General features: G+C 63.7%; 23 protein-coding genes and 2 tRNA genes. 13 read left to right on the top strand and 12 right to left on the bottom strand.

All coding sequences use genetic code 11. The features are described 5' to 3' along the window. Positions 1-4 precede the first annotated feature (4 nt). From BA190_RS30110 to BA190_RS30095, 4 genes are all read left to right on the top strand, one after another. Positions 5-1147 carry an isobutyryl-CoA dehydrogenase gene (locus BA190_RS30110; RefSeq protein ID WP_068296909.1) on the top strand — a complete coding sequence of 381 codons (1143 nt, stop codon included), beginning with the start codon at positions 5-7 and terminating at the stop codon, positions 1145-1147. Further along, a complete protein-coding gene (locus BA190_RS30105) occupies positions 1147-2211 on the top strand; it encodes an enoyl-CoA hydratase/isomerase family protein (protein WP_068296906.1) in 1065 nt (354 codons plus the stop codon). Before BA190_RS30110 ends, BA190_RS30105 begins: the two co-directional genes overlap by 1 nt. Before the next feature lie 171 nt (positions 2212-2382). Beyond that, entirely contained in the window at positions 2383-3264 is an 882-nt protein-coding gene (gene mmsB / locus BA190_RS30100) for a 3-hydroxyisobutyrate dehydrogenase (protein ID WP_202908545.1), read from the top strand. Between the two features lie 9 nt (positions 3265-3273). Next, positions 3274-4047 carry an enoyl-CoA hydratase gene (locus BA190_RS30095; protein ID WP_068296902.1) on the top strand — a complete coding sequence of 258 codons (774 nt, stop codon included), beginning with the start codon at positions 3274-3276 and terminating at the stop codon, positions 4045-4047. A 110-nt stretch (positions 4048-4157) separates the two neighbouring features. On the opposite strand, the gene BA190_RS30090 is transcribed toward BA190_RS30095, so the two are convergent. Next, entirely contained in the window at positions 4158-5654 is a 1497-nt protein-coding gene (locus BA190_RS30090; protein ID WP_068296900.1) for a CoA-acylating methylmalonate-semialdehyde dehydrogenase, read from the bottom strand. A gap of 157 nt (positions 5655-5811) precedes the next feature. Continuing rightward, a complete protein-coding gene (locus BA190_RS30085; RefSeq protein WP_068296898.1) occupies positions 5812-7137 on the bottom strand; it encodes an aspartate aminotransferase family protein in 1326 nt (441 codons plus the stop codon). Between the two features lie 283 nt (positions 7138-7420). Between BA190_RS30085 and BA190_RS30080 the strand changes: the two genes are divergently transcribed. From BA190_RS30080 to BA190_RS30050, 7 genes are all read left to right on the top strand, one after another. Beyond that, positions 7421-7972, top strand: a complete 552-nt coding sequence (locus BA190_RS30080; protein ID WP_068296893.1) for a cupin domain-containing protein — start codon at positions 7421-7423, stop codon at positions 7970-7972. A 38-nt stretch (positions 7973-8010) separates the two neighbouring features. Beyond that, entirely contained in the window at positions 8011-8655 is a 645-nt protein-coding gene (gene rutR, locus BA190_RS30075; RefSeq protein WP_068296890.1) for an HTH-type transcriptional regulator RutR, read from the top strand. A 14-nt stretch (positions 8656-8669) separates the two neighbouring features. Next, positions 8670-9233 (top strand): hypothetical protein, encoded by a 564-nt coding sequence (locus BA190_RS30070; RefSeq protein WP_068296887.1) that lies wholly within the window; start codon positions 8670-8672, stop codon positions 9231-9233. Positions 9234-9504: 271 nt separating this feature from the next. Then, positions 9505-10380 (top strand): phenylalanine 4-monooxygenase, encoded by an 876-nt coding sequence (gene phhA / locus BA190_RS30065; protein ID WP_068296885.1) that lies wholly within the window; start codon positions 9505-9507, stop codon positions 10378-10380. Positions 10381-10537: 157 nt separating this feature from the next. Continuing rightward, positions 10538-10608, top strand: a tRNA-Cys gene (locus BA190_RS30060). 3 nt (positions 10609-10611) lie between these two features. Beyond that, positions 10612-10678, top strand: a tRNA-Met gene (locus BA190_RS30055). A 319-nt stretch (positions 10679-10997) separates the two neighbouring features. Further along, positions 10998-12158: a slipin family protein gene (locus BA190_RS30050; protein WP_068296882.1), complete on the top strand. Its 1161-nt coding sequence runs from the start codon at positions 10998-11000 to the stop codon at positions 12156-12158. A gap of 29 nt (positions 12159-12187) precedes the next feature. Here the strand turns inward: BA190_RS30050 and BA190_RS30045 are convergent, their stop codons facing one another. The 7 genes from BA190_RS30045 to BA190_RS30015 all read right to left on the bottom strand — a co-directional run bounded on the left by BA190_RS30045 (position 12188) and on the right by BA190_RS30015 (position 18265). Continuing rightward, positions 12188-12862, bottom strand: a complete 675-nt coding sequence (locus BA190_RS30045) for a 4Fe-4S dicluster domain-containing protein (RefSeq protein ID WP_068296879.1) — start codon at positions 12860-12862, stop codon at positions 12188-12190. Between the two features lie 245 nt (positions 12863-13107). Further along, positions 13108-13422 carry an EthD family reductase gene (locus tag BA190_RS30040; protein ID WP_068296876.1) on the bottom strand — a complete coding sequence of 105 codons (315 nt, stop codon included), beginning with the start codon at positions 13420-13422 and terminating at the stop codon, positions 13108-13110. 192 nt (positions 13423-13614) lie between these two features. Further along, on the bottom strand, positions 13615-14928 hold the full coding sequence (gene preA / locus BA190_RS30035) for an NAD-dependent dihydropyrimidine dehydrogenase subunit PreA (RefSeq protein WP_068296873.1): 1314 nt from the start codon (positions 14926-14928) through the stop codon (positions 13615-13617). 11 nt (positions 14929-14939) lie between these two features. Continuing rightward, positions 14940-16289 (bottom strand): NAD(P)-dependent oxidoreductase, encoded by a 1350-nt coding sequence (locus tag BA190_RS30030; RefSeq protein WP_068296870.1) that lies wholly within the window; start codon positions 16287-16289, stop codon positions 14940-14942. Between the two features lie 202 nt (positions 16290-16491). Further along, positions 16492-17325 (bottom strand): hypothetical protein, encoded by an 834-nt coding sequence (locus BA190_RS30025; RefSeq protein ID WP_068296867.1) that lies wholly within the window; start codon positions 17323-17325, stop codon positions 16492-16494. After that, the gene (locus tag BA190_RS30020) at positions 17322-17849 is read right to left on the bottom strand and encodes an RNA polymerase sigma factor (RefSeq protein WP_068296864.1); all 528 of its coding nucleotides are present in this window, start codon (positions 17847-17849) and stop codon (positions 17322-17324) included. Before BA190_RS30020 ends, BA190_RS30025 begins: the two co-directional genes overlap by 4 nt. 146 nt (positions 17850-17995) lie before the next feature. After that, the gene (locus BA190_RS30015) at positions 17996-18265 is read right to left on the bottom strand and encodes a bacterioferritin-associated ferredoxin (protein ID WP_068296862.1); all 270 of its coding nucleotides are present in this window, start codon (positions 18263-18265) and stop codon (positions 17996-17998) included. Positions 18266-18537: 272 nt separating this feature from the next. On the opposite strand from BA190_RS30015, the gene bfr reads away from it, so the two are divergent. Continuing rightward, the gene (bfr, locus tag BA190_RS30010) at positions 18538-19020 is read left to right on the top strand and encodes a bacterioferritin (protein ID WP_068296855.1); all 483 of its coding nucleotides are present in this window, start codon (positions 18538-18540) and stop codon (positions 19018-19020) included. A gap of 151 nt (positions 19021-19171) precedes the next feature. After that, positions 19172-19873, top strand: a complete 702-nt coding sequence (locus BA190_RS30005; protein WP_068296852.1) for an aspartate/glutamate racemase family protein — start codon at positions 19172-19174, stop codon at positions 19871-19873. A gap of 96 nt (positions 19874-19969) precedes the next feature. Here BA190_RS30005 and BA190_RS30000 read toward each other — a convergent pair whose 3' ends face one another. The 3 genes from BA190_RS30000 to BA190_RS29990 all read right to left on the bottom strand — a co-directional run bounded on the left by BA190_RS30000 (position 19970) and on the right by BA190_RS29990 (position 22482). Continuing rightward, complete coding sequence (locus BA190_RS30000) at positions 19970-20389, bottom strand: GreA/GreB family elongation factor (RefSeq protein WP_245314999.1); 420 nt, start codon at positions 20387-20389, stop codon at positions 19970-19972. Positions 20390-20494: 105 nt separating this feature from the next. Next, positions 20495-21469, bottom strand: coding sequence for a transaldolase (gene tal, locus BA190_RS29995; RefSeq protein WP_068296846.1), 975 nt, complete (start codon positions 21467-21469; stop codon positions 20495-20497). A gap of 233 nt (positions 21470-21702) precedes the next feature. Continuing rightward, positions 21703-22482: a class I SAM-dependent methyltransferase gene (locus BA190_RS29990; RefSeq protein WP_068296843.1), complete on the bottom strand. Its 780-nt coding sequence runs from the start codon at positions 22480-22482 to the stop codon at positions 21703-21705. Positions 22483-22510: the final 28 nt, after the last annotated feature.

Raw genomic sequence — 22510 nt, 5'->3', positions numbered from 1 at the left:
CACCATGGATTTCGAACTCAGCGACGAACAGGCCGCCATCCGGGAAATGGCCGCCGGCTTCGCGGCGGAGGCGATCGCCCCGCATGCCCTCGAATGGGACCAGAACAAGCATTTTCCCGTCGACACGCTCAAGGCGGCGGCCGGGCTCGGCATGGCCGCGATCTATGTGCGCGAGGACGTGGGTGGTTCCGGCCTCACCCGGCTCGACGCCACGCTGATCTTCGAAGCCCTATCCTCGGGCTGCCCGGCCGTCGCCTCCTTCCTATCGATCCACAACATGTGCGCCTGGATCGTCGATGCCTATGGCTCGCCCGAACAGCGTGACCAATGGCTGCCTGCGATGACGCGGATGGGGACGATTGCCAGCTACTGTCTCACCGAGCCCGGAGTCGGCTCCGATGCCGGTTCCCTCGCTACCAGGGCCGTGCGCGACGGCGATCACTACATCCTCAACGGCCAGAAGCAGTTCATTTCCGGCGCCGGTGCCAGCGATCTCTACATCGTGATGGCCCGAACCGGGGGCGATGGGCCCAAAGGCATCTCGACCTTCATCGTGCCCAAGGATACGCCCGGCCTTTCCTTTGGTGCGAGCGAGAAGAAGATGGGTTGGCATGCCCAGCCAACCCGCGCGGTGGTGTTCGAAAATGTCCAGGTACCCGCCGCCAACCGGATCGCCGAAGAAGGCCAGGGCTTTCGTATCGCCATGGCGGCGCTCGACGGCGGCCGCCTCAACATCGCGGCCTGCTCGCTCGGCGGCGCGCAGACGGCCCTCGACAAGGCCATCGCCTATATGGGCGAGCGCAAAGCCTTCGGACGGAAGATCTCCGATTTTCAGGCCCTGCAGTTCCGCCTTGCCGACATGGCGACAGAGTTGGAGGTGGCGCGCACCTTCCTGTGGCGGGCTGCCAGTGCGCTCGATGCCAAGAGCCCCGAGGCGACGCGCTTTTGCGCCATGGCCAAGCGCTTCGTCACCGATGCCGGTTTCGAGGTTGCCAATCAGGCGCTGCAGCTTCACGGTGGCTATGGTTACTTAAGCGAATACGGCGTCGAGAAGATCGTCAGGGATCTCAGGGTGCATCAGATTCTGGAAGGAACGAACGAAATCATGCGCGTGATCATCGCCCGTGCTCTGCTGGGAAACCGCTGATGGCAGCAGAGGAAACGCTTCCTGACGTCATCGTCGAACGCACGGGCTCGCTCGGCCGCATCCGGCTCAATCGTCCCAGGGCGATGAACAGCCTCACGCGCGACATGGTGCATCTGATCGCGCCGGCCCTCGACGCCTTCGAGAAGGATGCCGCCATCACCGCCGTGTTGCTGACGGGGGAAGGCGAACGCGGCCTGTGCGCTGGCGGCGATATCCGGGCCCTCTATGAGGGCGAGCGCACGCCCGACGGCACGGGCGCGAAATTCTGGCGCGACGAATATCGCGTCAATGCCCGCATCGCCCGCTTTCCCAAGCCCTATCTGGCCGTGATGGACGGCATCACCATGGGCGGCGGCATCGGCCTGTCAGCCCATGGCGCCCACCGCATCGTCACCGAGCGCAGCCGCATCGCCATGCCGGAAGTCGGCATCGGCTTCGTACCTGATGTCGGCGGCACCTGGCTGCTCGCCCATGCGCCGGGCGAGATCGGCACCTATCTCGCCCTCACCGGCGAGACGATCGGGCCCGCCGATGCCGTTTATGCCGGCCTGGCCGATCTCCAGATCCCGCTGGGCGGCATTTCCGCGCTGATCGACGAGTTGGCGCGGCTGACGCCGGGAACGGGCAATGAGGCAGTTCGTGCCTTGCTCGCCAGGCATGCCGTGCAGCCCGAACCTGCGCGCCTTGCCGAGCACCGCGCCCTGATCGACCAATGCTTTGCCGGCTCCTCTGTCGAAGCCATCCTGCAGGCTCTCGAAGCCGATGGCACGCAATTCGCCTTGAAGACGCGCGACGTCATCGCCTCCAAATCGCCGACCAGCCTGAAGCTCACCTTCCGCCTGATCCGGCTGGCCCGCCAGGCCGATGGCTTGGAGGAGGCGCTAGAGCGCGAATTCGCTGCCGCCGTCGCGGTGGCGCAAGGCCATGATTTCTACGAGGGCGTGCGGGCCACCATCATCGACAAGGATCGCAATCCGCGCTGGTCGCCGCCGAGCCTCGCCGAAGTCGATGACCGCGACATCGAGGCCTGGATCCAACCGGTGGCGGATCGGGTGTTTGCATAATGGCGACGGCAGGGGCAGGTCCCAGGTACGCGGACGTCACAGCGACATGCTTGCATGTCGCGACGTCCGCTCCTGGAAACGCCGAGTTCTTGGGCGAGGAGATGCGGACGAGACGTCCGTGCACCCGGAAACCCTTATAATCGCTCTATCGAGAAGGAGTTCCCAATGGCCATCAGCAAGATAGGTTTCATTGGCCTTGGCAATATGGGCGGACCGATGGCCGCCAATCTGGTCAAGGCCGGGCACGCGGTGCGCGGCTTCGATCTTTCGCAGGCCTCGCTCGACAGCGCGCGCGGCGACGGTGTCACCATCGCCGCCTCCCCCGCCGATGCGGTCAAGGATGCGGACGCCGTGGTCACCATGCTGCCGGCCGGCGCTCATGTGCTGAAGGTGTGGTCGGAACTATCAGGCCTCGTGCCGGACGGTGCGTTGCTGATCGACAGTTCCACCATCGATGTCGACAGCGCCCGCAAGGCTCATGAGATCGCCGCCGGACGCAAGCTCGCTGCCGTCGACGCCCCCGTCTCCGGAGGGGTGGGCGGCGCCAAGGCCGGCACGCTGACCTTCATGGTCGGCGGCGCGGACGAGGCCTTCGCACGGGCCGAGCCACTGCTCGCCGTGATGGGCAAGCGCGTGGTGCATTGCGGCGCTGCCGGCGCCGGCCAGGCCGCCAAGATCTGCAACAACATGATCCTCGGCGTTTCGATGATCGGCGTTTGCGAAGCCTTCGCGCTCGGCGAAAAGCTCGGCCTGTCGCAACAGGCGCTCTACGACGTCGCTTCGACCTCCTCGGGCCAATGCTGGTCCCTCACCACCTATTGTCCGGTGCCCGGGCCGGTGCCGGCTTCGCCGGCCAACAACGACTACAAGCCGGGCTTTGCCGCCGCGCTGATGCTCAAGGATCTCAAGCTCGCCCAGGCCGCAGCCAATTCGGTGGGCGCGAACACACCGCTTGGCGCCGAGGCGGCCCAGCTCTATTCCCTGTTCGACGGCCTCGGCCACGGTACCGAGGATTTCTCCGCCATCATCCGGCTGCTGCGCGGCAAGCATTGAGGACCAGACATGACTTATGAGACCATCATCACCGAACAGCGCGGACGCGTATTGCTGATTACGCTCAATCGCCCCGAGGCCCTCAACGCCCTCAACCGCAAGCTGGCCGGCGAACTCCTGGCGGCGACACGGGCTGCGGACGCCGATCCCGGCATCGGCTGCCTGGTGATCACCGGCTCCGCCAAGGCCTTCGCCGCCGGCGCCGACATCAAGGAAATGCAGGCCCAGAGTTTCGTCGACATGCACAGCAGCGACTGGTTCTCGGAGTGGAACCATTTTGCCGCCTCCCGCAAGCCGAAGATCGCTGCCGTAGCCGGCTATGCTTTGGGCGGGGGCTGCGAGCTCGCTTTGATGTGCGACTTCATCCTGGCCGCCGATACCGCCAAATTCGGCCAACCCGAGATCAAGCTCGGGGTGATCCCCGGCATGGGCGGCAGCCAGCGGCTGGTACGCTCGATCGGCAAGTCCAAGGCGATGGAACTGTGCCTCACCGGCCGCATGATGGATGCGGCCGAGGCCGAGCGCTGCGGCCTTGCCTCACGTATCGTTCCTGCCGCCGATCTCGTCGAGGAGGCCGTGAAAACGGCCGATGCCATCGCAAACATGTCGCTGACGGCCAGCATGGTGATGAAGGAAGCGATCAACCAGGCCTATGAGCTGCCGCTCGCCAGTGGCCTCACCTTCGAGCGCCGCGTCTTCCAGGCCCTGTTCTCGACCGAGGACCAGAAGGAAGGCATGGCTGCCTTCGTGGAGAAGCGCCCGGCGCAGTTCAACCGGGGGTAATTTCCCCGGGTGCGCGGGCATCCTGCCCGCATCTTCCTAAACCCCAAACGCAATATTTGCGGATGGGAAGAGCGGGCAGGATGCCCGCGCACCCGGGAATATGCCTCCCCTCAGTTCGTCGAGGGGAAGTTGAGGTTCACGCCGGAGCGGATGCCGGTCGGCCAGCGGGCGGTCACGGTCTTCAAGCGGGTGTAGAAGCGTACGCCCTCCATGCCGTAGATCGAGTGATCACCGAACAGCGAGCGCTTCCAGCCGCCGAAGGAGTGGTAGGCCACCGGCACGGGCAGCGGCACGTTGACGCCGACCATGCCGACCTCGATGCTATCGGCGAAGGCGCGCGCCGCATCGCCGTCGCGGGTGAAGATGGCGGTACCGTTGCCATATTCGTGGTCGTTGATCATCTTGGTGGCATGGGCGTAGTCGCGGGCCCGCACCATGGAGAGCACCGGCCCGAAGATTTCCTCCTTGTAAATCGACATCTCTTCGGTGACGTGATCGAACAGAGTAGCGCCGACGAAATAGCCGTTTTCATAGCCCTGGAGCTTGAGGCCGCGACCGTCGACCACCAGCTTGGCGCCTTCCTTCACGCCGGCATCGATGTAGCCGAGCACCTTCTGCTGGTGCTGCTTGGTGACGACAGGCCCCATCTCGGCCTGCGGATCGGCGGCGGGGCCGACCTTGAGCTTGTTGATGCGCGGCAAGAGATGCTCGACCAGCGTGTCGGCGGTCGCATCACCGATCGGCACGGCCACCGAGATGGCCATGCAGCGCTCGCCGGCCGAGCCATAGGCGGCCGAGACCAGCGCGTCGGCGGCCTGGTCCATGTCGGCATCCGGCATCACCACCATGTGGTTCTTGGCGCCGCCGAGAGCCTGGCAGCGCTTGCCGTTGGCGGCAGCCGTCGCATAGATGTACTGGGCGATCGGGGTCGAGCCGACGAAAGAGATGGCCTTGACGTCGGGATGGTGCAGCAGCGCGTCGACCGCTTCCTTGTCGCCGTTGACGACGTTGAGCACGCCTTCCGGCAGGCCGGTGTCCAGGAGGAGCTGCGCCACCAGCAGCGCGGCGGAGGGATCGCGCTCGGAGGGCTTGAGGATGAAGGTATTGCCGGCCGCGATCGCCACCGGATACATCCACAGCGGCACCATGGCCGGGAAGTTGAACGGGGTGATGCCGGCGACGACGCCGAGGGGCTGGCGGTCATTGTGGGTGTCGATGGCGGGGCCGACATTGCGGCTGAACTCGCCGGCCAAAAGATGCGGAATGCCGCAGGCGAATTCCACGACCTCGATACCGCGCTGCACTTCGCCAAGCGCGTCGGAATGAGTCTTGCCGTGCTCGGCCGAGATCGCCTGGGCGATCTTGTCGGCATTGGCCTCCAGCAATTCCTTGAACTTGAACATGTAGCGGGCGCGCTTGAGCGGCGCCGTGGTCGACCAGGCCGGGAAAGCCTTCTTCGCAACCTGGACGGCGGCATCGACATCCGCGGTCGAGGACAGGCCGAGCTCGCCGCTCTGCTCGCCGGTGGCGGGATTGAACACGGACGCGAAGCGTCCGCTGGTGGTGGCGGTCTGCTTGCCGCCGATCAGGTTGTCGATGCGGGCCATGGGGTTTCCTCTGTAAAAATGGGTCATCCCGGACGCATTGCGGCACGCAGTGACGCAGTGCAGATCCGGGACCGTGTGACGGTGTGCTCTTTTCGGAAGGCAGTCCCGTGTCTGCGACGCAGCATTGGATGCTGCATCGCGCACGGGATGACGCATATCAATCCAGCGTCTTCAAGACGTCGCCGAGCGTGGTGATCAGTTCGTCGATCTGCGCCTTGGAAATGATCAGCGGCGGCGACAAGGCGATGATGTCGCCGGTGGTACGGATCAGGAGGCCCTTCTCATAGGCCTTCAGGAAGGCGGAGAAGGCCCGCTTGGTCGGCTGGCCGGCGATCGGTTCGAGTTCGACCGCACCGATCAGGCCGAGATTGCGGATGTCGATGACATGAGGCAGGCCCTTGAGCGAATGCACCGCGTCTTCCCAGTAGGAGGCGAGATCGGCGGCACGGGTGAGCAGGCCTTCCTCGGCATAGGTGTCGAGCGTGCCGAGCGCGGCAGCACAGGCCACCGGGTTGGCCGAATAGGTGTAGCCGTGGAAGAGCTCGATCAGATGCTCCGGCCCGGTCATGAAGGCATCGTAGATCTCCTTCTTGGCGAATACCGCGCCCATCGGGACCACGCCGGAGGTGATGCCCTTGGCCACCGTCATCATATCAGGGGTCACGCCGAAATAATCGGCCGCGAAGGGAGCGCCGAGACGGCCGAAACCGGTGATGACCTCGTCGAAGATCAAGAGGATGCCGTGCTTGTCGCAGATGGCGCGGATGCGCTCGAGATAGCCCTTGGGCGGCAGCAGTACGCCGGTGGAGCCGGCGATCGGCTCGATGATCACCGCCGCGATGGTGGAGGGATCATGCAAGGCGATCACCCTTTCCAGATCCTCGGCATATTCGGCGCCATGCTCGGGCAGGCCGCGGGAGAAGGCGTTGCGGCTGAGATCGTGGGTGTGGCGGATATGGTCGACACCGGTGAGCAGCGTGCCGAACATCTTGCGGTTGGAGACGATGCCGCCCACCGAAATGCCGCCGAAGCCGACGCCATGATAGCCGCGCTCGCGGCCGATCAGGCGGAAGCGCTGACCTTCGCCGCGAGCGCGGTGATAAGCGAGTGCGATCTTGAGCGCGCTGTCGACGGCTTCCGAACCGGAATTGGCGAAGAAGACATGATCGATGCCCTGGGGCGTGAGCTGGACCAGGCGCGAAGCGAGCTCGAAGGCGGCTGGATGGCCCATCTGGAAGGCCGGCGCGTAATCGAGCTCAGCCGCCTGCTTCTGGATCGCCTCCGTGATCTTGGGCCGGCCATGGCCGGCATTGCAGCACCACAGACCCGCCGTACCGTCGAGCACCTGGCGGCCATCGGCCGTGGTGTAGTGCATGTCCTTGGCCGCGACGAACATGCGCGGATTGGACTTGAACTGTCTGTTAGCCGTAAACGGCATCCAGAACGCTTCGAGGTTGTTGGTCACGCGGATCGGGGCATTCATCGGGCTCTCTCCGGAAGCTGCCGGGGTCCCGAAGGCTGGCGGGAGGCCCGGCTCGTTAAGCTGGCAATAGCTTTGCCTTGAATTTGAAAATTATGCCAACTCTTTGTTGTGGCAGCATCATTCCTATTTAAGCCACAGTTTCTACCGCAGTTTTTATTCCGGAACGAACGATCAACAACAAGCGTTAGGTTCCCAAAATCAACTCCCTTGAATGCAAAGTGGAATTGCCGGCAGCGTTCATGATATTTAACGCTCTAAACAGGGCAGTGGAGAGGGCGCCACCATGCAGAACGTCGATTTGGGTTCGCTGCTGCGGCGGGTACGCGAGGCGCGCGGATTGTCGCAGCGCCAGCTTGCCAAGCGCGCCGGCATCTCCAACGCCACCATCTCGCTGATGGAATCGAATGCGGTGAACCCTTCGGTCGGCGCCCTGAAGCGGGTGCTCGACGCCCTGCCGATCGGCCTGGCGGAATTCTTCGCCCTCGACGCCAATCCCGGCCGCAAGGTATTCTACCGCTCGGACGAGATGATGGAGATCGGCCGGGGCCGCGTCTCCTACCGTCAGGTCGGTTCGGATCTGCGCGGGCGCGCCCTGCAGATGATCTCCGAACGTTACCAGCCTGGCGCCGATTCCGGCAAAGTGCTGCTGCACCACCAAGGCGAGGAATGCGGCATCATCATTCGCGGCCAGCTCGAAGTCACCGTGGGCGAGGATGTGGCTGTGCTTGGCCCCGGGGATGCATATTATTTCGACAGCCGCGAGCCTCACCGCTTCCGCAATGTCGGTGACACGCCCTGCGAGTTGATATCGGCTTGCACACCGCCAAGCTTCTGAGCCATGAAGGAATGGGAACAACGAAACAGGAAGCGCTCATGGCAGAGGGGGGAGAGGCCGGCCGGCAACGCAACAAGACCAAGCTCGGCCTGGCCAATATCGACAAGATCCTCGACAGCGCCCTTTCGGCCTTCTCGAAACACGGCCTGCGCGGCACCCGTATCGACCAGGTCGCCGAAGCCGCCGGCATGTCGAAGACCAATCTCCTCTATTATTTCCGCACCAAGGATGCCCTCTACGAGGCGGTACTCACGCGCACGCTGGAGGTCTGGGTCACGCCGCTCAAGCAGCTCGATGCCACGCGCGGACCGGTCGCGGCCCTGACGTCCTATATCGAGCACAAGCTCAAATGCTCGCGGCTCTATCCGGAATCCTCCCGTCTCTTCGCCATGGAGATCATGCAAGGGGCACCGCATCTCAAGAAGGTGCTGGCGACGGACCTCACCAACACGGTCCGGCAGAAATCGGTGATCATCGAAGGCTGGATCGCCGAGGGTAAGCTGCGCCCCATCGAGCCCTATCATCTCCTCTTCATGATCTGGGCGACCACCCAGCATTATGCCGATTTCGCCATCCAGATCGGCGTTCTCACCGGCAAGGACCTCACCGACGATGCCTTCTATGCTGAAACGCTGAAGACATTGACCGAGACCATCCTGCGCGGAGTGCTGGCGGAGCGCTAAGAGCAGGAGAGCCGATGAAACTGCTCAGGCGGCGATGGCGACAGGCTCGCTGGATCGCCAGGGAATTCGCGGCCGGCGTCGGCGCCTTTGCCAAGGCCTTCCCGCGCAGCTTCATGGAAGGCTTCCAGGCCGCCCAGCGGGGCGACAGCAAGGCCCTTCAACAGCGCAATCGGGAAGAATGGCGCCAGTTGAAAACGGATCTCGGCCCTATGATGCAAGAAGCCGGCGAGGCCTTGCGCAACATCGACCAGAATCCCTGCCGCTACCTTCTGGTCGAGCGCGGTTCCCCGGCCCTGCTGTTCGATACCTGCCTCTATCTCGACGAGGCCTATGCGGCGAGTCGACCGGCGCCCGAATTGGCCGCCGGCGCCGTGATGGCCGCGGCATGCGGCGATTTCGGCCGCCACTTCCGGCCGGTACCACGTGGCGACGGCCAGGCTCGGCTCGACGTCTTCGCGCCTCCTATCGGTTTCGGTGCGATCGGCAAGCCGGGCGAACCGGCCGCACTCACGCCGCAAGCTCTCGCCGGTCTCGAGAATCACTGTGTTTACCTGACATCATTGGCGCCGTCGCCTTGATGCGACCGCGGCAATCACGAGGGTAATTTTCAGAAAGGCCAACCGGCTTCCGTCCTAATAAAATCTGCCAAAACAAGGCGTTAGAGACGAAATACAACCCGGAGAAATCGCCTTTTGCCCTGGCAGGCATGCTATCATCACCCCATATGGATGGAGGGGTCACCCCCCTAGAGCAAAGCACGTTCAGGCGCGTTTGCTCTAACTCCTCGTTCCGACGCGTCTTTGCGATTCTTGGTGATTCCAAGAGATCACAAAACGCTTTTGGGAGGACATGATGGGACACGCGGTACTGAGTGCTCAAACCATCGAGCAATGCATCATCCCGCAGAATTGGGATCACTACACCAAGGAAGACCACGAGACCTGGTCGATCCTGTTCCAGCGCCAGCTCTCGGCCCTGAAGGGCCATGTCGCGCAGGAATATCTGGATGGCCTCGCGACACTGGGTATCGACGAGACGGGCATACCGAATTTCGAACGCATGAACGAGAGGCTACGACGGGCCACCGGCTGGGAGGTCGTGGCCGTGCCCGGCCTCATCGCCTCCCGCCCCTTCTTCGAGATGCTGGCGAGCCGGCGCTTTCCGGCCGGCACCTTCATCCGGACGCGCGCGCAACTCGATTATCTCGAAGAGCCCGACATCTTCCACGATGTCTTCGGCCATGTGCCGCTGCTCACCAACCCCGCCTATGCCGACTATATGAACGAATATGGCCGGCTCGGCCTCGAGGCCATCGACAACAAGGGCGTGAAATTCCTCGCCCGCCTCAACTGGTACACCATCGAATTCGGCCTCATCCGCAAGCCCGAAGGCATCCGCATTTATGGCGCGGGCATCGTCTCTTCCTTCGGCGAAGCGAAATACGCCGTGGAAGATGCTTCCGCCCACCATCTCGCCTTCGATTTCGAGCGGGTGATGCGCACCGGCTATTACATCGACGACTTCCAGGCGAGCTATTTCGTGATCGACCGCTTCGAGCAGCTCTTCGACCTGCTCGAGGGCTTGGACGGACCTGCCCTGTTCGGCAACCTCCGAGAGAAGTCGACGCTCTCCCCCTTCGAGATCCTGCCGGAAGACAAGGTGCTGCGCCGGGGGAGTGCCGAGTATTGGCGCGAGTTTCCCGTCACCAAACCCAAGCTCAAATAAAATATTTCCGAAATCCCTCTTGCATGGCCATGGGGATGCGGCTATAAGCCGCGCCCCGGTCAACCAGCCGGAACGATGTCAGCGGCCGGAGCTCGAAACCTCCGCCCGCGCAGGCGGCTCTGCCGCCCTGCGTACGGAGATCGTTTCGGGACCGGATTGGGATGTAGCTCAGTGGTAGAGCACCGGCCACACAGCCGGAGGTCGCGGGTTCGATTCCTGCCAACTCACCCTCGGATAGCTCAGTGGGTAGAGCAGTAGACTCATAATCTACGTGTCGAAGGTTCGACTCCTTCTCCAAGCGCCTGAAAAACGCTTCACCCTTGACGGTCCGGGAACTGGCATGCCGACGGTCCTCCGCAGAGGCCGCCCCCACGGGGTGCCGCTTCGGCCGGAGTACCCGAAGCCGTTCGCCCGCGGCCTGGCCTGCGGATAAGGGCAAGACGCCCGGCGACCGGCGACGAAGCCTTCGGGCTCCGCGCTCGCCGCCCGGCCTTGCGCCCCGCTGCCGCCCGCCCGCCATGGGCAAACGTCACCGGTTCCCGGATCTTTGCCGGGGCCAATCCTCAATCACGAAAGGACAATCGGCAGATGAGCTGAGCTCGCCGAAAGGAGACGACATGACTTTTCTCGACCTGATTTTGCGGCGCCAGCGCGTCGTGGTGAAGGAAACCGAGCGCGCCATCGTGCTAGGCAAGGGCGAGGTGCGCGCCATTCTGGGGCCGGGCGAGCACATGCTTGCCGGCCGGGGCGACGAGATCGAGGTCCTGCGCCACGACATCGAAGCCGGATCGTTCAGCTCCCCTCTCGAGAAGGCCTTGTTCGACAAGCTTCCGGCCGTCGCCGAGCAGCATCTGCGGCGTTTGCGCACCGCGCCGGGCACGGTCGCGCTCGTCGAGCGAGATGGTGTCGTCCACGCAGTGCTCGGCCCCGATCGCAAGCTCACCGTGTGGAACGCGGCCGGGCCCTGGGCCTTCACGCCGATCGAGCCGCCGGCCGATCTTGCCGTCGAGCCGGGCCTGATCCCGCGCCTGGTACAGGCCCGCAAGGCCGACCTCGTGCTGCTGCACGCCGTGCAGGACGGCCAGGTCGGCCTGCTCTATGTCGATGGCGCCTTCATCCGCACCCTGCCGCCGGGCGTGCACGGCTTCTGGAACATCGGCAAGCCGGTTCAGGTCAAGGCGATCGACGTGCGCCAGCGTTCGCTCGACGTCAACGGCCAGGAAGTGCTGACGCGCGACCGGGTGACCATCCGCGTCAACATCGCGGCCGAGTTCCGCGTCGCCGACCCCGTGAAGGCGGTCACCGCCGTCAAGGATTGCGAGGATGCCTTCTACCGCGCCCTGCAATATGCCTTCCGCAAGGCGCTCGGCACCTTGACACTCGACCAGCTCCTGGAGCGCAAGACCGTTGTCGACGCCGAGGCTGCCGAGAAGGTGCGCGTCGACATGGCCGCCATCGGCATCGAGGTCGGCGAGATCGCCCTGAAGGATGTGATCCTGCCGGGCGAGATGCGCGAGATTCTCAACCAGGTCGTGGCCGTCGAGAAGCAGGCCGAGGCCAATGTCATCCGTCGCCGCGAGGAGACGAACGCCACCCGTTCGCTGCTCAACACGGCCAAGGTGATGGCGGAGAATCCGGTGATGCTGCGGCTCAAGGAGCTGGAAGCCCTGGAGGCGATCGCCGGCAAGGTCGAGCGCCTGACGGTGCACAACGGTGTCGGCGGCCTGATGAACGATCTCGCCAAGCTGCGGGATCTGGCGCCAGGCAACGGCAAGTGAGATGGGCGGGTCTGCAGACCCGCCCATTTTCAATGCGCGGCCAGGAAAGCCTTCATGTAGAAGCCGGCCTCCTCCGGACCATAGGCTTTGTCAGGCGCGACCGGGCAAGCCCGGCGGGCAAGGCACCCGCCCTGCCGGCAGGCGCTTCCCTCGGCCGAGCGCACATGTTGGACGCAGCGCTCGACATCATAGCCCGCCGGCGTGAAGGCACCGACCGGGCAAGTGCCAAGGCAGGGCTGGGCCGCGCAAGTGCGGCAGGGATGGGCCATTTCCAGGCGCGGCGGCAGATCGAGCCTTTCGGCGAAGGCGAGTGCGCCGCGATAGCTGTGCCATAAGCCGTGTGCGGGGTGAACATAGATGCCGAGCGGCGAGGCGAAGACGGTATCCCCCCGTTGCGCCCAGCGCTGGAATGGCCAATAGGGCGGCCCGCCGAAGGGATAGAGCGCCAGCGCGCCGAACTCGCCCGCCATGGCATCGACAACCCGCTTCGACCACCGGTCGAGCGGGTGGGGCAGGCCATCGGCAGCCTCCGGCGCGACAGCAAAATGCGGCCATTGCCGGCCATCCGCCCAGCCCAGCAAGACGAGGGTCGCCACGGGACAGCCGCCGATAGCGGGCATGCCATCTTCGGGCCGGACATGGAAGGCACCCCGCAGCGAGAGACCGGCGGTTTCGACATGGCGGCAGAGATTGGCTAGCTTCACGCGGATTGCCCGAATTGACGGGCATCTCGCCCATGTCGACCCAACGGGATAGATACAGGATCGTTGCGCCGACCTCCAGATCGGCGTCCTCCACCAGCCAATGTCACATTTTCCAGGGATGCCGGTCCGGGGATCGGCACACCCTGCTTCAGGTGCCTGGCCTGGCGAGGCCACCATAGATCCGTGCGCCAGCACAACGCCGATCCCGGAAAGTTCAACGACGACGCCTGACGCGCCGAAGCCTCCTACGCTTCAACGATTTCGCTGATCTGCACGATGGGCGTGATGTCCGTATAGTTGGCGACATCAGCGACGATCTCCGCGCGGTGGGGACCGAGCGCCTCCTGGAATACCGCCAGGGTTGGCGAGTAGACATGGCACGCCGCGACGAATTCCGGCGCGCTTCCGGGTTCGGGACCCACAAGGCCCCTATCGATCTCGTAGCGCAGGCAGGCATCGCCGAGCCGTTCCTGGATCAGTGGCATGTGGCGGGTGCGGTAGTAGTCGTGATCGAACTTCGAGCCGCCGTCGGCCCGATAGTAGACACTCATCTTGATCATGGTGGGGCTCCTGCCTGAACGCTTCTCCGAGCATTCGAGGGGCCTTTCTAGGTCATCGACTCGTCAAGTGCATCCAGATTTCGGCACCATGGACCATCGCCACAACCGTGTTGTCCGCCCCGGGACAGGCCGCGACTGCCGGGAACCGGAACGGGGATCCCAACATGCAGCCGGGATACCCGTCCTCTCGACCTATTCCGCAGCCGCCTTGGCATGCACGGCCGGATTGTTGGGATGCTCCTTCCAGGTGCGCTGTCCGCCCACCGGCCGGCCGGTGCGCTTGTCCACCCCGGAAGTCACCGGCTCGAGCGTGATGCAATCCTCGATCGGGCAGACCACGGCGCACAGATTGCAGCCCACGCACTCTTCCTCGATCACCTCGAACTTGCGCTCGCCGGCCACCATGTTGGTGATGGCCTGGTGGGAGGTGTCCTCGCAGGCGATGTGGCAGCGGCCGCATTTGATGCAGGCATCCTGGTCGATATGGGCCTTGACCACATATTCGAGGTTGAGATGCTGCCAGTCGGTCACCTGGGGGATGGCCTTGCCGACGAACTGGTCGACGGAAGTATAGCCCTTCTCGTCCATCCAGTCGGACAGGCCGGAGATCATCTCCTGCACTACCTTGAAGCCATAGACCATGGCGGCCGTACAGACCTGCACGGTGCCGCAGCCGAGCGCCATATATTCCACGGCGTCACGCCAGGTCTCGACGCCGCCGATCCCAGAAATGGGAAGCCCGCGGGTCGCCTCTGCCCTTGCGATCTCCGAGACCATGCTGAGGGCGATCGGCTTCACGGCCGGACCGCAATAGCCGCCATGGGTGCCGAAGCCGTCGGTGTTCGGCCAGGGGCGCATATTGTCGATGTCGACCGAGACGATGGAGTTGATGGTGTTGATCAGCGATACCGCGTCGGCGCCGCCGCGCTTGGCCGCTTCGGCCGGCTTGCGCACGTCGGTGATGTTGGGCGTCAGCTTCACGATCACCGGCATGCGGGTATATTGCTTGCACCAGCGCGCGACCATCTCGACATATTCGGGCACCTGCCCGACGGCCGAGCCCATGCCGCGTTCGGACATGCCGTGCGGGCAGCCGAAATTCAGCTCGATGCCATCAGCCTCGGTGTCCTCGACGAAGGGCAGGATCGACTTCCAGGCATTCTCTTCGCAAGGCACCATCAGGGAGACGATCAGCGCCCGGTCCTTCCAGTCGCGCTTGACCTGCTTGATCTCGCGCAGATTGACCTCGAGAGGGCGATCGGTGATCAGCTCGATATTGTTGAAGCCCATGACCCGGCGATCCTGGCTGTGCCAGGCGCCGTAGCGCGGGCCATTGACGTTGACGACCGGCGGGCCCTGCTCGCCGAGTGTCTTCCAGACTACGCCGCCCCAGCCCGCCTGGAAGGCGCGGACGACATTGTATTCCTTGTCGGTGGGCGGCGCGGAGGCCAGCCAGAACGGATTGGGAGACTTGATGCCCAGGAAGTTGGTGCTGAGATCGGCCATGTCGTTTCTCCTCACGCAGCCTTTGCTTGGGACTTAAGGGCTTGATCGATCGAGAGGGCGGCCTGCTTGCCGTCCTCGACCGCCGCCACGGTCAGATCCTTGCCGCCGGCGACACAGTCGCCACCGGCCCATATGCCGGGCACCGAGGTGCGTTGCTCGGCATCGACGGCAATCCGCCCCTTTTCGAGCGCGAGCGCTATGCCGTTCACTTCCTCGGGCAGGAAGGACTGCCCGATCGCGGTGAAAAGCTGGTCGCATTCGAGCCTGACGGTCTCGCCGGTGCCCGTGAGGCGCCCGCCCTGCTCCACGGTGTATTCGAGTTCGACGGCGACCAGCCTGCCATCCTCGGCATGCAGCCGCGCCGGCTTGAGCCAATGACGGATCAGCACGCCGTCGGTCTGAGCGACCTCCTGCTCGTAGTCGGAGGCATTCATCTGCGGCTGGCCGCGGCGATAGGCGATCGTGACGCTTTCCGCCCCCAGGCGCTTGGTCTGCGAGGCGATGTCGATGGCGGTCATGCCGCCGCCGATCACCACGATGCGACGCCCGACCGGCAGGTCGGCAAGATTGGTGGCCTGGCGGAGTTCCGCGATGTAGTCGACGGCATCGATCACGCCCTCGATACCCTCTTCCAGGCCAAGATCGTTGGTGTCGCCCAGTCCCATGCCGAGGAAGACAGCGTCGAACTGCCTGGCGAGCTCCGAGAGCTCGATATCGCGCCCGAGCCGCTTGCCATAGTCGATGGTGATGCCGCCGATCGCCGTGATGTAGTCGACCTCGGCCTGGGCAAAGCCGCCCGTGCTCTTATAGGCGGCAATGCCGTATTCGTTGAGGCCGCCCGCCTTCTCGCGCGCCTCGAACACCACGACCTCATGCCCGAGCGTTGCCAGCTTGTGGGCGCAGGACAGGCCCGCCGGACCGGCGCCGACCACGGCGACGCGCTTGCCGGTGGGGGCGCCGCGCTTGAACAGCTGCCGGCCCTTGGCGAAGAGTTCGTCGGTGGCATAGCGCTGCAGGTTGCCGATCTCGACCGCCCTGCCCTCCGAGGTCTCCTTGACGCAGGCTTCCTCGCACAGCGTCTCGGTGGGGCAAACACGGGCGCACATGCCGCCCATGATGTTGGATTCCAGGATGGTCCGGGCCGCGCCGACCGTGTTGCCGGTCATGATCTCGCGGATGAACATCGGAATGTCGATGGAAGTGGGGCACGCCTTCACGCAGGGCGCGTCATAGCAGAACAGGCAGCGCTCGGCGGCAACCCGCGCCTCATGCCTGCCGAAGGCCGGATGAAGGTCTGAAAAATTGCTGGCGAGCGTGGGGGAATCGAGACGGCCCCGCGCAATGTCGGATCGTGCAGTCATCTGAACCTCTGGTATTTGGCTCTTTATTTTTTACCAGTTGATCAAAAGAACGAGTCGCTGTCAATCACACTTTTGAACGGCTCCAGAGTGAGAATCCGCCCGCCCCGCCGGCATGGCAAGCGGATTCATCAAGGCGAGGCCCAGGCCTGTCCTGGAACTGCCGGACAGGAAAGCCGGGCAAGCCGATGGTGCCTGTCGAGATCTACGCCGAGATCTGCTTTGCCAGGATGGCGGCGAGCTTTTGCATGATCTCGTCCGGCCCGTGGCCGATCAGCATGTAGGAACGTTCGGCATCCGACCAGTAGACGACGTTGAAGCCATTGCGCTGTTCGAGCGTCGGCGGCGTCACCGCCCCGGGGCTGTTGCCATAGATGCAGAAGGCAAGCGGGCCCGTCAGTTCGTCGAGATAGGCGATCTCGACCAGGGGCGCATTGTCGTAGTGGAAGAGTTCGACGCGCTTGAGCTCCTGGGCCGGCAGGCTGATCTTTTCGGGCGTCAGCGGGAAGCCGAGCCGGCGCGTCGCCGCGGCCAGATCGCGCTGCGCCGTGGAGACGTCATTCGGCATCCAGTCGAGCGTCTGCGACGTGGTCAGCCCCCAATAGTCGGCAACGGTGGAACGCCAGGCATCCGGTCCTTCATGATCGCTGCGCTGCGCCGAAGGCAACGGCCAGAGGCCGGGCGGCATGTAATGGCCGACACCGGTTCCCACGACGAACAAGGCGAGCGCCGCCGCGACCGCGGCAGGCGGGATGCGCCAGCGCGAACGCGGTGCATTGTCATTGACCACCGCTGCCGGAACCGCGGCCTCGCTTTCGGCCAGGAGCGCCTCCAGACGCTGCCGTGGCGCATATGCGTTCAGGGCCTCGTAACTCTGCTTGAACGGAAGCGAGCCGGCCGCAAGCGCGTCCAGCCTCGCCTTCAGGGCCGGCTCCCGGACAAGGCGAACCTCCAGCCCCGCATGCTCTTCGGGAGGAAGGGCTCCATCCAGAAAGGCAACGAGATTGGCGTCATCGGGTCCCATCTCTTGCGCACTCATGATGACTCCCCCGCAGCGCCCTCCGGCGTATCCTTGTTGAGATGAGCAAGCCTGAGCCTGGCCGAAGCCAGGCGGCTCATGATGGTTCCGATCGGCACGGCCAGCATGTCCGCCGCCTCGGCATAGCTGAGCCCCTCCGCATAGACCAGAAAGACGGTTTCACGCAGCGCTGCAGGCATGGCCTGTACTTGCCTCAACACTTGAGCGGCCAGAATATTCGTTTCGAACTGCCGCTCGCCGTCAAAAGACAGCACACTCTCGGCCTGCTCGAGCTCGACGGGGTTGCGTATCTTGTTGGCCCGGATTTCGTTGAGCCAGATCGAGCGTTCAATGGCGAACAGCCAGCGATCGAGCCGGGTCCCCGGCATGAATTGGTGCGAGCGCTCCAGCGCCCTGAGACAGGTGGCTTGCACCAATTCCTCGGCAGACTGTCCACTGCCCGACAGCACGAGTCCGAACCGCCACAAGGCCACGAGATGCGCGGCGAGGCCGGTTCGAACGTCCTGGTCACCTGATTGGGGCATGAATCGCCTATGCCGATAGGGAGCGGCATAATTGTGGCGCGGCGGGCAGGAAACGCAACCGTGAGATAGGAGCGGGATTTCCGGCGGCCAAACGCTGCTGGAGGCTGCTTTGCCCGTGCGTTGTTTACAATCGCTTGGCGTAATGCCTATTCGGCGGCGTCGAGCATGATTTCGTCGGTGTTCGCCGCCTCGACCATATCACGCAGGGCGCAATCCTCGGTGCAGTCGTGACAGCGTGCTGCTGCGCGCGCATCGGCGAGAATCTGCCGTACGGTGATCAGGCAGCGGCCGCATTCCGGCCCGCAGCCCAGGCAACGATAGGCATCCGCAGCCGAACGCGGACAGCCAGGCTGCTCGGTCGCGAGCGTGCTGGTGAAATCCTCATCGGTCAAAACACGGCAGGAACAGACGATCATTTGCAGCGATCTTGGGTTCGAGCAAAGGCAGTGACGCGAGTGATGTGGACGGACACGAGCGCCTTGTCAATGGCTCGGCACAACAATAGAATCGTTATAAATCAGTAGTTTAGAATGAGAATAAACTGGGAGCTGGCCCGGCTGCGGCCGGCAGATTTGCGGCTTCCCCTCCCCCGGCAAAATCCTCCGGACAAATTTGCCGCCATCAGGGCTTGCCTAAATTTAGAATTCTTCTAATGTGGCTTCAGTCCACCAAGTACGGAGAAACGTCCATGAAGGGCGACAAGAAGGTCATCGACTATCTCAACAAGGCGTTGCGGAGCGAACTGACCGCGATCAATCAATATTGGCTGCATTACCGGATCTTCGACAATTGGGGCCTGCTGGGCCTCGCCAAGAAGTGGCGTGCCGAATCGATCGAGGAGATGCAGCACGCCGACAAGCTGACCTCCCGGATCCTCTTCCTGGAGGGCTTCCCGAACATGCAGACGCTCGATCCGCTGCGGATCGGCCAGACGGTGAAGGAAGTTCTCGAATGCGACCTCGCCGCCGAGCGTGAGGCCCGTGCCCTCTATCAGGAAGCTGCGGAATATTGCCGCACCGTCAAGGATTTCGTCTCCGAGAATCTGTTCAAGGAACTGATGACCGACGAGGAAGGCCATATCGACTTCCTGGAAACCCAGCTCGACCTGGTCGAGCGCCTCGGCATCCAGAACTACTCGCAGAGCCATCTCGGCGGGTTTGCGGAAGAGTAGACCTCGTTTCATTTCGGAATCATCGGAAAAAGGCGGTCGCGACGACCGCCTTTTTCTTTGGTGCCACCTACCTGCGAACGGTGGAAGGATATGGTGTCGTGTAGTGCGATCGTATCGACCGACGCCACAATCCGCAGCCGAGGAGGAAACCATGCCGAGAAGATCGGCGATACAAATCAAGCCAACCAGGATCGGCCTGATCGGCGGCCTGGCGGCCCGGGCCGGGATCTATTACTACGAGCGGATCTTGCAGGAGTACCAAGGGGCGAAGATCGCACTCGATCTCACGTTGAAACATGCCGACGTCAACAAAGTGCTGGGCCATATCGGATCGGGAGACCGGGATGGGCTCGGCCGTTATCTGGGTTCGCTCGCCAATGAACTGTTCGACGCCGGCGTGGACGCGGTGTCCATCACCGCCGTCGCACCGCATCTCGCCATCGACGAAATCGAGAAGCGATCGAAGGGGCCGATCATCAATGTCCTGGAAGCGATCCCCGGCGCCCTGAAATCCGCCGGCTTCGAACGTGTCGCCATTTTCGGCAACCGGGCCGTGATGGCGTCGGATATTTTCGGCTCCGTGCCAGAGCATATGATCGTCAAGCTCGATCCGAGCGAGGCCGACCGCGTACACGAGACCTATACCGACATCGCCATATCCGGCAAACGCGGCACCAAGGCCGAGGTCGCCTATTTCGACGAGTTGGCTGGTGACCTGCTCGGCCGGCGGGGTGCGCAGGTCATCATGCTGGCCGGCACGGACCTGTCGTCTTTCTATGCGGATCGTGAACCGGATTTTCCCTTCCTGGATGTCAGCGCCCTACATATCGATCAAATTCTCGCGGGAATCTGAGCTGCGTCCGCGGCCGGGCATGTCGTCACGACATCATAAGGTTCGAGTCCGGTGTCGGGGTTCCGCGCTGATCGTCGCGCCGGATTGGCCCCCGACTCAATTCGGTTCCTGCGCGATGTCGATCGCCACGACCTCGGCCTCCTGCGGGCCGAGCCGAATCTCATCGCCCACATCCTTGCCGAACAACGCCTTCGCCAAGGGCGAGACATGGCTGATACGGCCATGGGCAGCATCAGCCTCGTCTTCGCCCACGATGCGCCAGATGCGTTCACGCCCATCGGCATAGTGGAGCGTCACGGCCATACCGAAGCGAATGCCTGTATCCACGGCTGCAGGGACCACCTGCTCCGCCGTTGCCCGCCGAACGGCCCAGTAACGGATATCCCGTGACGCATTGCCCATGGCAATCCGATCGCCGACGGCTTCTGCCGCGGCGAAGAGCGAACGCGCCTGCCTAAGCTCGGCCTCGATCATCGCGAGGCCTCGCCCGGTAACAAGATTGCGTTCGCTGCTCACAGGCCTTTCGGGAAGGACTTGGGCGTCCTCCCCTTCCTGGCCATCCTGTGTAAAGGCCCGGCTCACGTCGGCGACGATCAGGCGGTCAAAACAATGCAGCCAAGGTCATGCGGCCTGGGCAGTGCCCTCGACACGCTTGGCAATCAGCGTGCGCAGCTTACCGAGATCCTTGGCGAAGCCGCGAATGCCCTCGGCGAGCTTCTCGGTCGCCATGGCATCCTCGTTCATCTCCCAGCGGAAGGTGCGCTCGTCGATCTTGCCGGTGGTCGGCGCGGCGGCGTAGTTGTCGGGCGACAGCTGGCGCTCCAGCGTGCCCTGGTCGGCTTCCAGCGCCTGCAGCAGGTTCGGCGCGATGGTAAGGCGGTCGCAGCCGGCCAGCGCCTCGATCTCGCCGGTGGAGCGGAACGAAGCGCCCATCACCACCGTCTTGACACCGCGGGACTTGTAGTCGGCATAGATGCCGCGCACCGAGAGCACGCCCGGATCTTCTTCCGGCGTGAAGGTGCGGCCGTCATTCTTCACATGCCAGTCGAGGATGCGGCCCACGAAAGGCGAGATCAGGAATACGCCGGCATCACCGCAAGCCACGGCCTGGGCCTTGGAGAACAGCAGGGTCAGGTTGCAGTCGATGCCTTCCTTCTGCAGCACCTCGGCGGCACGGATGCCCTCCCAGGTCGAAGCGATCTTGATCAGGATGCGGTCACGCTCGATGCCACGCGACTTGTAGTCGGCGATGATGGCATGCGCCTTGGCGATGCTCGCCTGCGTATCGAAGGAAAGATCGGCATCGACTTCCGTGGAGACACGGCCGGGAACGAGCTTGGTGAGTTCCGCACCAAAGGAAACAGCGAGGCGATCGGCAATTGCGGCGACGACGCCATCCTTGCCGCCACCTTGCTTGCTGCCCCAGCTCACGGCTTCCGCGATCAAATGGTCATAGGCCGGCATCTCGGCTGCCTTGAGCAGCAGGCTGGGATTGGTGGTGCAATCGACCGGCTTGAGCGCCTTGATCGAATCGATATCGCCGGTATCGGCGACGACGACCGTCATGGCGCGCAATTGTTCGAGTTTCGAAGCCATATGTTACGTCCTTGTTCACAGAGCTTGATAGCGTCCCGTCACGGACCATAGACCCCAGCCCCGGCGACGTCATCAGTTATCATGCTTGTTTTTCTGGCCCGCCACCGGAGCGGCCAAAGCGGCACGGTGCGGCAGACATTTGCTGCCTCGAACACGCCTCTCATGACCCTGAAGGCCGCCTCCAAAGATATGGTTCCGTTGGCGGGAGATGCAAGGCTGCTCCGGTTCGCGGATCATTTGCGGCAGCAGATGATGAAGCGCCGATAGAGATAGGTGCGCAGCCGGTTGCGCAGATCCGCCCGGCGCCTCTGGGCCGCGGCGATCGGCCGATGCGAGGAGACCACCACATCCCTGAAGCCGGCCTGTTCCAGGAGCGGCAGCAGATCGGTGCTCCGCAGCCCCCTGCCAAAAGGCAGCCGCTCCATGATGCGGGCATGGCGCTCGCCCATTGCACCATCATAGAAGGGATCGGCGCCGCCAAGGCGATCGATCAAGGCAATGAGCCCGGACGCCAACCGGCCGGTCCTGGTTGGTCTTGCCCAATCCCCGTCGAAGAACAGCAATCTGCCACCCGGTTTCAGCACGCGATGCCAATCGGCAAAGGCCTTCTGCGGCTCGGTCAATGTCCAGACGAGATGCCGGCAGACGACGGCGTCATAGGCGTTTTCCGGCTCCATGGTGTTTTCTGCATCGCCCAGACGAAAGCGCAGGCGCTGGCGACCGTCATGCTTGCGCCGCGCAACCGCCAGCATCGCCTCGGAGAAGTCCAGCGCGGTCACGTCATGGCCGAGCGCCAGCAGCAGCTTGGTGATCTCGCCCGTCCCGCAGGCGAGATCGAGCACCCGGAGCGGTTCGGTCCCGAGATGATCTCGGATCGCCCCCGCCCAGGCTTCGAATTCGGGGCCCTCGGGAATGTGGTGCCCGAAGGCGCGGTCGAAGGTTTCCGAACGCTTCGACCAATAATCGCGAATCTCTTCCTTGAGATCATAGTTCGCAGGGCTGGCGCTCGTCATCTGACGGCTCTCTCCATCTGTCGTCGGC

It is taken from the genome of Labrys sp. WJW, from assembly GCF_001676615.1.
GTDB classification, from domain to species: domain Bacteria; phylum Pseudomonadota; class Alphaproteobacteria; order Rhizobiales; family Labraceae; genus Labrys; species Labrys sedimenti.
This window is presented reverse-complemented; position numbering and strand designations above follow the sequence as displayed.

What these genes read in the sequence shown, in the direction of transcription:
- BA190_RS30110 (WP_068296909.1), top strand. Translation starts at nt 5, where the DNA reads ATGGATTTCGAACTCAGCGACGAACAGGCCGCCATCCGGGAAATGGCC.
- BA190_RS30105 (WP_068296906.1), top strand. Translation starts at nt 1,147, where the DNA reads ATGGCAGCAGAGGAAACGCTTCCTGACGTCATCGTCGAACGCACGGGC.
- BA190_RS30095 (WP_068296902.1), top strand. Translation starts at nt 3,274, where the DNA reads ATGACTTATGAGACCATCATCACCGAACAGCGCGGACGCGTATTGCTG.
- BA190_RS30090 (WP_068296900.1), bottom strand. Translation starts at nt 5,654, where the DNA reads ATGGCCCGCATCGACAACCTGATCGGCGGCAAGCAGACCGCCACCACC.
- BA190_RS30085 (WP_068296898.1), bottom strand. Translation starts at nt 7,137, where the DNA reads ATGAATGCCCCGATCCGCGTGACCAACAACCTCGAAGCGTTCTGGATG.
- BA190_RS30080 (WP_068296893.1), top strand. Translation starts at nt 7,421, where the DNA reads ATGCAGAACGTCGATTTGGGTTCGCTGCTGCGGCGGGTACGCGAGGCG.
- rutR (WP_068296890.1), top strand. Translation starts at nt 8,011, where the DNA reads ATGGCAGAGGGGGGAGAGGCCGGCCGGCAACGCAACAAGACCAAGCTC.
- BA190_RS30070 (WP_068296887.1), top strand. Translation starts at nt 8,670, where the DNA reads ATGAAACTGCTCAGGCGGCGATGGCGACAGGCTCGCTGGATCGCCAGG.
- phhA (WP_068296885.1), top strand. Translation starts at nt 9,505, where the DNA reads ATGATGGGACACGCGGTACTGAGTGCTCAAACCATCGAGCAATGCATC.
- BA190_RS30050 (WP_068296882.1), top strand. Translation starts at nt 10,998, where the DNA reads ATGACTTTTCTCGACCTGATTTTGCGGCGCCAGCGCGTCGTGGTGAAG.
- BA190_RS30040 (WP_068296876.1), bottom strand. Translation starts at nt 13,422, where the DNA reads ATGATCAAGATGAGTGTCTACTATCGGGCCGACGGCGGCTCGAAGTTC.
- preA (WP_068296873.1), bottom strand. Translation starts at nt 14,928, where the DNA reads ATGGCCGATCTCAGCACCAACTTCCTGGGCATCAAGTCTCCCAATCCG.
- BA190_RS30030 (WP_068296870.1), bottom strand. Translation starts at nt 16,289, where the DNA reads ATGACTGCACGATCCGACATTGCGCGGGGCCGTCTCGATTCCCCCACG.
- BA190_RS30025 (WP_068296867.1), bottom strand. Translation starts at nt 17,325, where the DNA reads ATGAGTGCGCAAGAGATGGGACCCGATGACGCCAATCTCGTTGCCTTT.
- BA190_RS30020 (WP_068296864.1), bottom strand. Translation starts at nt 17,849, where the DNA reads ATGCCCCAATCAGGTGACCAGGACGTTCGAACCGGCCTCGCCGCGCAT.
- BA190_RS30015 (WP_068296862.1), bottom strand. Translation starts at nt 18,265, where the DNA reads ATGATCGTCTGTTCCTGCCGTGTTTTGACCGATGAGGATTTCACCAGC.
- bfr (WP_068296855.1), top strand. Translation starts at nt 18,538, where the DNA reads ATGAAGGGCGACAAGAAGGTCATCGACTATCTCAACAAGGCGTTGCGG.
- BA190_RS30005 (WP_068296852.1), top strand. Translation starts at nt 19,172, where the DNA reads ATGCCGAGAAGATCGGCGATACAAATCAAGCCAACCAGGATCGGCCTG.
- tal (WP_068296846.1), bottom strand. Translation starts at nt 21,469, where the DNA reads ATGGCTTCGAAACTCGAACAATTGCGCGCCATGACGGTCGTCGTCGCC.
- BA190_RS29990 (WP_068296843.1), bottom strand. Translation starts at nt 22,482, where the DNA reads ATGACGAGCGCCAGCCCTGCGAACTATGATCTCAAGGAAGAGATTCGC.